Origin of the sequence: Allocoleopsis sp. (genome assembly GCF_036703385.1) — a bacterium.
In the GTDB taxonomy this organism is placed as follows: domain Bacteria; phylum Cyanobacteriota; class Cyanobacteriia; order Cyanobacteriales; family Coleofasciculaceae; genus Allocoleopsis.
On record NZ_DATNPA010000463.1, the window covers coordinates 1 to 6,107 of the forward strand.

Sequence of the window (6,107 nt, forward strand, 5' to 3'; positions counted from 1 at the left end):
TTAAACCAGAGAGCAGGTAGCTGTAGGGGAACTGTATAAGTTCAACAGCCTTGCATTTATTTATTTAATAGAGAGTCAGTTAACGTGAGGTGAATGCAGTAGCTATGGGTGCTTCATCAAAATACTGGACAATTTGCCGCATCAGTCTAAAGAGCGAAAAAATTCCATACGAGTTCTGTTTAGTTCCAACAGCACAGGAATTTATTGCCCAGCAACTTCCCAATTCTCAAAATGGGGATATGCAAGCCGCCCTGAACTCCTATTTCCACAACAAAAATTCGGCTGTTGATACCACGACTCGTGTTTTGGCTGGACTTTGTTTGAGGTGCTATGTTTCTGACTCCATCCTCAAAGCCTGCAAAAAAATCGACAATCTCTTTGGTAGTGACAAGCCTTTTACCTACCAAGATTTATTGCCCTTTGTACTCAATGATGATGGTCAGGCTCTAATCTTACTTGATAAAGATGGTAAAACTCAACTCATCTTAGATGATAATGGTGAAGCTAAGACAACGGCTTATAAATTTTTTACAGTTGAAATATTGCGAACATATCAGCAGAACTCCCAGTCTAAGATGAGCTTGGATAATTGGGCTTACTTACAGACCAAACAAAATCCAGAACTCAAAGATTTTTTATCAGAGTTTGGATTTAAAAATCTTAGCGACTGGGCATTATTGAATAGAGCTAAACTCAAACAGCTTGAACGTTTATCTGAGCGGGAGCGCCACATCGTAGAAATCTTCCATTCAGTCTATCGTAGAGACAGACTTAGGCAGCGGCAGGCAGGAGTAAGAAAATGCCCAGACCCCTCAAGCGCTCAACTTCAAGAAATGCTAGTCGGCTTGCAGGAAAGAACTGTCATCCTCAACAGCTCTGTCGAGTTGATGAAAGAACTCAAACAGATAGCAACACAGTTACGACAGTATGATATCTGGAGTTATAGAGAACCTCTGGATATCTACGACTCTGATACTGGAAGTTATATACCCAGAGCAGATTTAACTACTGACTCCCTCAGTGAATTAGATGTTGAACGACAGGAACTGATGGAGTTCTTGCATCAGCAACTAAAGTTAGCTTTAGCTGGTGCTATAGAGCAGGAGATTCGCGCTTCCATTACTAAGTTGGAAAAAAGTAAAATCTATGCTCCTCTAGCTAAACAATTCATTCCTGGTTTGCAGCTATATTACTGTCAGGGTTTGTCTCTTAAGGAAATTGCTCCCTTGCTGGAAATGAGCAATTGGGCACAAGCTAGGCGTGTGTTGAATCCGGGAGACATTCTCAACAAGGTTCGGGCTTTTTGCGTGCAACAAATTCTCGACAGGACGTTAGAAAAGGCTCAAGATAAGGGACTAACCAAAATTCCTCCCTCACTCGATTATATCAAAACTTTGCTCGAACAAATTAAAGCTTTTGCTGATGAAGAAGTTTTCTCTGAGGCAGTAGAAGAAATCAAGGCGGGAAAGAACCGTAAGATGAACAGCTTATATGCACAGCAACTTCGCCTTTATTTTGAACAACCTAAAATAAATACATATTAGGAATACAGTTATGGTTAGTTCACCGATTAATTCAATGGATTTGGGACTCTTGCCTCCAGAAATAATCTGGCTTGAACCCGAACATTTCGAGAGAGCAATAGAGATTAGCAACTCGGTGAAGAGTGAAGCACAGCAATGGCAAACATATCTGAATGCCTTGGCGCTCGTAAGCTTTGAGGAATGGCTAAGTACACGAATACCCAATAAAACAGTTAATCGAGATACCAAATTAATTGAGGCTGGAGGCTATCTCAAAGTAGGTGAGTTTAAACTTTATCTAATTGCTACCGAACACTTGCTAGATGAAGTGGTAAATTTACCTCAAGCTGCCATAGAACAACTGGAACTAATAGCTCATTTTTATGTAGTGCTAGAGGTATTAGAAGAGCAGGAACAAGTATTGGTTAGAGGCGTCGGGCGTTACGATCAAGTGCTTAATTATTTTCGGCAGAGCAATTTACAAGTCTTCCAGGACAGTTATTACCAGCTACCGCTATCTTTATTTGATACTGAGCCAAATGACCTTGTGGTTTACTGCCGTTTATTGGAGCCGACTGCTATACTTCTACCTTTTGCCTCAACGAATAGTCAAGTTGCTTCCGAAGGTATTACTTCCTCTGCTCTGGTGCAAGCAACTGATACGTATGAATTCAGCTTAGTATTACCGGAATACCTGACGGAGACTAGAACTAAGTTAAGCCAATGGTTACAGGGTGTCTTTGACGAAGCTTGGCTTGGTTTGGACGCACTGATCAGCCCAGAAGCCGATTTAGCTGTGAGTACCAGGAATGCTGAAGAAGCTACGACGAGAGGTAAACTAATTAACTTGGAGATGCAACTTGGCAGTCAAACTGTCGCCCTGCTGGTAGCGATCGCAGAAGAAGCCCAAGAAAAATTAGGTATCTTGATACAGTTACATCCGACAGGTGGGAAAAGGTATTTACCGTCTTCTCTCAAACTGACTTTGCTATCTAAAGCGGGAAAAATTCTCCACGAAGTCCAAGCAAGAGATGAAGATAACTACATTCAATTGATACCTTTCAAAGGCAAACCGGGAAAACGCTTTAGCATTGAAGTCAGTTTGAGGAATATAAGTGTCAGAGAAGATTTTGAACTTTGAAGCGAACAAGTGACCTCAGGCATGAATGATTTAGTTCAAATGTACAGTTAAAGTGAGAGTTCAGCAGAAGTGTCCAAAGGTGAGAGGCGAGCAGCGATCGCCTCTTCATATTATTACCATTCTTAACGCAGACTTCTTTCTATATTTGGATGTATTGACAAAATTTACTCGCTTTTAATTTGTGACAAATGACAAAGAAGTCCCCATTTTTTTAATACCTTTGACAAGTCGCACATCATCTTAACTTCTCACCGATGGGGTGTAGTAAGTCCTGTTTTAGTGAAGATAAGGGAGTTTCCCCAAATTTAAGAAAGTTAGTTCACCCTAGTAAATAGATGTTCGCGTCGGCTGAGTCCTTATTGTAGGGTTTTTGTAACCTATTACTACAAAAAGCTTAAGTTTTTTCTTAACTCCTCGATCTTTTATAGTAAACAACTAGCAAAATTTGCTCTCCTGAAAGCAAAGGAATTTCTGTAACAATGTGCAAAATCAATCGTGTGGTTATCGTGGTGGAACCCATAGCAATGCAATGAACTGACCGGGATTTACCTAGTGAAAAAATTTGAGCGATCGCCCCATTTGATTAAGCGATCGAGCTTTGAGACTCTCACACTGTTGGCAAATCCTGAAGCTTTTGAAATCGGAAAGTGATATGTAGAAACTGACCTTAACCTATTTCGTCCTATTCCTATGAGCAAGTCAGTGATTATTAATCTAGGCTCTGGTGACTTGAATAACGGATTCGAGCAAGTGAGTGCTCAGTTATGGGCATCAGACCACCCCCTTCCAGAACAATTTATCGGCAGCTTACCCGCTGCCCCAGTGCTGGTTGAACAATATAGAAGCTGGCAGTTAATTTACCAAACTATTTGCAGTCGCAAACAGCTACGTTCATCAGAAGAGGAAGATGACGATGAGCTGGAATTCGCTCTAGGGGGTATAACTAACGTCTCTATTGTCCGTTTCGAGGAGTTAGGTCAAAATTTACACAATACTATCAATGCTTGGCTTAAATCTCAAGAGTTTCTTAATATCGATCGGCAACTGCGATCGCGACTCTTACCGACAGAAGAAATTCGGGTAATTGTTGAAGCCAACGATGTATTGCTGCGGCAATTACCCTGGCATCGCTGGAATTTCTTTCAGGATTATTCTAATGCAGAAATGGCTCTGTCCAGATCCGAGTATAAACGCGCCTGCTCTTCACCACCAAAAGTCCCTAAAGATAGAGTTAGAATCCTCGCGATTTTGGGCAATAGCAAAGGTATCGATCTGGAGGTAGAAACCAGATTTCTCAAAAGCTTACCGGATGCCGAAGTTTATTTTCTTATCAATCCCTCGCGCAGCGAATTTACTACACAGCTTTGGAACAAAGCCGGGTGGGACATCCTGTTTTTTGCAGGTCACAGTCAAACTTCTGGTAAAACGGGACGGATTTATATTAACGATAATCAGACCAACAACAGCCTAACAATTGAACAGTTAGAGGAAGCTCTCAAAGCAGCTATTGAAAACGGTTTATCCTTGGCGCTTTTCAACTCCTGTGATGGACTGGGATTAGCGCTTGCTTTGGAGAAATTGAATATTCCCACTGTTATTGTCATGCGGGAGCCAGTGCCGAATCGTGTGGCACAGGATTTTTTTGAGCATTTCTTAGCAGCTTTCGCTGTTGAGCAGCTTCCTTTATATCTTTCCGTACAGCAAGCACGCAGGAAATTACAAGGAGTAGAGGATGAATTTCCCGGTGCTTCTTGGTTGCCTGTAATTTGCCAAAATCCAGCAGTAGAACCGCCCACTTGGCTTGGTTTGGGCGGGATTCTTCCTTAACGAGACACAGGGGAAAAAACGATGGTCTTAAGTCTAACCCTCTTCGGTCACTTTGGGAAAATTCAACGAATTCACGTCGTTACAGCCTACGAAAAATCAAGGTTTCACCCCGATTTGACAAAAGAGGGCTAAGTAGGGTACTAGTTTTTTGAGTTCCATAATTTCTTCAAAAAATTAACATAGGAACGGCTTTTCAAGTTTTAAAACAAGTTTATTGTTTAGCTAGAAAACATCATTTTGCAACCGAAAAGTTAGAGAACTGCAACGAAAATTTCCTGATACAGTCATAGAAATCTGGTCATTCGATGAACCCGTGTGGGACTCAAGCCGATACATCTCAATCACTTTTTGATTCTGCTTACAGTCAATAATTATTTCGCCTCATATGTCAATGCCACTCAGGCTTTGCCTACTATTAATTTTAGTTATTTTGTCTCTCTTTTCTTCGTTCTGTTATAGATTTGGCATACTAAGTACTGAAGAACCGAAAAAATTTAGGTTCGGTAAACTCGATAAAAGTCTTGATTTGGTTGCATTCACTCTACCACATGCTTCAGTCTCAAAACAGTCAACTCGCTGCCATCTGCTCCATTCGTACTCGGTTAAATCAACGGTTAGCCTGCTATCAACGTCGATAATCAGTACCAATCTCTGCAACTGTCCTACCAAGGCTCAAGTCACCACTACTCTAAGCCCAGGTTTTTAATCACAACTGGTAGACTTTCCAGGAAACTGGTCACAATAAGCCCCATTGCAACACAGATTTCGGCAAAACTCAGGTTAATCGAAGCACTGTTGCGAAAGGACTTATGAACAACACCCGTGAAATTGCTCAAACCGAAAGCTCTCGCTCACTATTGGCGGCAGTGATTCAATGTGTTCCTGCCGCACTAGTCATCTTCCGCTTTTTCATGGGACCGTTACTACTACTCAATGTGATCGATGGCAAGACAGATGCCTGGTTCATTGTTGGGTTTGTAGCAGCGTTTCTCTCAGATATCTTTGATGGTGTCATCGCACGCCGTCTCGGTGTTAGTACAGCTTCCCTGAGAAAGGCTGATAGTTGGGCTGATGTCTGCCTGTATATTTGTATCGGAGTTAGTGCCGTTTTGGTGCATTCTGATGTGATTATCGCCTTCTCTCATGGGTTGAGTGCGGTAGTGGGCATTCAATTGATTTGGTGGGTGGTCAATTTAGCCAAATACGGTCAACCCGCCAGCTATCATACGTATTCAGCCAAAACCTGGGGAGTCAGTCTGTTTGTTGCCACGATCGCTCTATTCAGCTTTGGTTATGGAGGATTGACGCTGAGTTTTGCGATCGCAGTGGGCATTATTCACACCTTAGAAGAAATTGCGATGACGTTAATCCTTCCTCAGTGGACTCATGATGTATTGAGTATTGTACATGCACTGAGACTGCGCCAATCTTACTAAACAGAAGGGGATGCTGCTGAGTAGCCGCTACTTGATACCACCTTGTACTATAGTATCTGTGGTAAAAACATCCAGCCCATGATACTAGAGGTTGCCATCCTTGATGTTAAGCCCAGTATGGTTAATGAGTTTGAAACGGCTTTTCAAACAGCCTCAACCATCATTGCCTCCATGCCCGGG

General features: G+C 42.0%; 4 protein-coding genes and 2 pseudogenes. All 6 read left to right on the top strand.

Annotation, left to right across the window (positions count from 1 at the left end; genetic code table 11):
• Positions 1 to 104 precede the first annotated feature (104 nt).
• Positions 105 to 1,544, top strand: coding sequence for a hypothetical protein (locus V6C93_RS22625; RefSeq protein ID WP_333478933.1), 1,440 nt, complete (start codon positions 105 to 107; stop codon positions 1,542 to 1,544).
• A gap of 10 nt (positions 1,545 to 1,554) precedes the next feature.
• Positions 1,555 to 2,664: a DUF1822 family protein gene (locus V6C93_RS22630; protein ID WP_333478934.1), complete on the top strand. Its 1,110-nt coding sequence runs from the start codon at positions 1,555 to 1,557 to the stop codon at positions 2,662 to 2,664.
• A 534-nt stretch (positions 2,665 to 3,198) separates the two neighbouring features.
• Positions 3,199 to 3,312, top strand: a pseudogene (locus V6C93_RS38410) (aspartoacylase); the annotation flags it as partial.
• 42 nt (positions 3,313 to 3,354) lie between these two features.
• Positions 3,355 to 4,488 (top strand): annotated as a pseudogene (locus V6C93_RS22635) (CHAT domain-containing protein); the annotation flags it as partial.
• Between the two features lie 812 nt (positions 4,489 to 5,300).
• A complete protein-coding gene (locus tag V6C93_RS22640) occupies positions 5,301 to 5,927 on the top strand; it encodes a CDP-alcohol phosphatidyltransferase family protein (RefSeq protein WP_333478936.1) in 627 nt (208 codons plus the stop codon).
• Between the two features lie 78 nt (positions 5,928 to 6,005).
• Positions 6,006 to 6,107, top strand: a 102-nt coding sequence (locus V6C93_RS38415; protein WP_414644247.1) for an antibiotic biosynthesis monooxygenase family protein, incomplete at its 3' end; no start/stop codon positions are given.

Bases quoted from the DNA above. Each gene is read 5' to 3' on its own strand.
- V6C93_RS22625 (WP_333478933.1), top strand. From the start codon at position 105: ATGGGTGCTTCATCAAAATACTGGACAATTTGCCGCATCAGTCTAAAG.
- V6C93_RS22630 (WP_333478934.1), top strand. From the start codon at position 1,555: ATGGTTAGTTCACCGATTAATTCAATGGATTTGGGACTCTTGCCTCCA.
- V6C93_RS22640 (WP_333478936.1), top strand. From the start codon at position 5,301: ATGAACAACACCCGTGAAATTGCTCAAACCGAAAGCTCTCGCTCACTA.